This window comes from Aneurinibacillus aneurinilyticus ATCC 12856, from assembly GCF_000466385.1.
In the GTDB taxonomy this organism is placed as follows: Bacteria; Bacillota; Bacilli; order Aneurinibacillales; family Aneurinibacillaceae; genus Aneurinibacillus; species Aneurinibacillus aneurinilyticus.
In genome coordinates this window covers 77,605-78,690 of the sequence record NZ_KE952892.1, presented here as the reverse complement: position 1 = coordinate 78,690, position 1,086 = coordinate 77,605, and the positions used below count along the sequence as shown (strand labels likewise).

The window sequence follows — 1,086 nt, the reverse complement described above, 5'->3', positions numbered from 1 at the left end:
GTATAAAACATCTAAAATAGTGAGAATTTTACTCTGTTTTGGCCAGAAATAATACTTGTGGCTGCCAAATCAGCTATTTTAGACATTTTTCCAAGGTATTTTACTTACTTTTATCTACACTGAAGCATTTTGCGAAGCTTCACGAGCTGCGTCACGGGCTTGTTCAGCTGCTTCTTTTGCCTCTCCTGCTTTCTTTGCTGCTTCTTTTGCATATTCACCAGGAGCTAAAACTGCTTTAGATTCTCTAGTTAAAGTTATATATTTGTAGTACGTACTGCCACGCCCAGAATTAACTACGTCGTCTGGAATACCAAAGTTCAAACCCTTATTACTCGTATTTGTGATTTCTATATTAATGGACACAATAGAGGGTAACTCTCCTAGTTGATAATAATCGATAGACCAACCAGATTTTCCTCCGTTATAATCTTGAGAATAGTTTGCAACCGCATTTTTTAGATTAATACGAGTTCCATCCATTTTCATACCATAGATCGTATAAGGAATACCGGTTGGATAATCTTCTATAGGTGCTGTTCGTTGTAATAATATAGAGCTAGCAGCAGAAGAATACTCCGGCCAGTTTGGATCTTTAGGGGTTCCAGAAGCCGCTACAAAAGCCTCACCAACAGGTGCTGTAACACTAAAGAGTGTTGCCGTACTGTTAGCTGGTAAAGACCAAGCATGTGTATAAAATTTATACCGTTCTGTCGTTGCCGCTTGGGCCTCAGTCATGTTAAAAATGACAGTTAGTAAAATAAGAGAAAGGCATAACATATATTTCGATAGCTTTTTTAAGGTACGGTTCATTCGAGTTTTTTCCCTCCTTGGAAATAAACAAAATGGCGATATTGCGTTGTACTGAGTCATTATTTACCAAACGATAGATTTCAGCTCATTTCCATCCCTTCTTTCCCCTTTATATTTACAGGAAAATAAAAAATACCCTGTATAAAACCCCTAAAATAGCGAGAAATTTACTCCGTTTTGGCCAGAAATGATACTTGTGGCTGCCAAATCGGCTATTTTAGATGTTTTTCCAAGGCATTTATCTTATTTTTATCTGCACTGAAGCATTTTGCGAAG

The 1,086-nt window shown here is 37.4% G+C and carries 1 protein-coding gene; it reads right to left on the bottom strand.

Annotated elements, in window-relative coordinates:
• Nucleotides 1-114: 114 nt before the first annotated feature.
• The gene (locus HMPREF0083_RS22400; RefSeq protein ID WP_021624142.1) at nt 115-810 is read right to left on the bottom strand and encodes a hypothetical protein; all 696 of its coding nucleotides are present in this window, start codon (nt 808-810) and stop codon (nt 115-117) included.
• Nucleotides 811-1,086 lie beyond the last annotated feature (276 nt).

Bases quoted from the DNA above. Each gene is read 5' to 3' on its own strand.
- HMPREF0083_RS22400 (WP_021624142.1), bottom strand. From the start codon at position 810: ATGAACCGTACCTTAAAAAAGCTATCGAAATATATGTTATGCCTTTCT.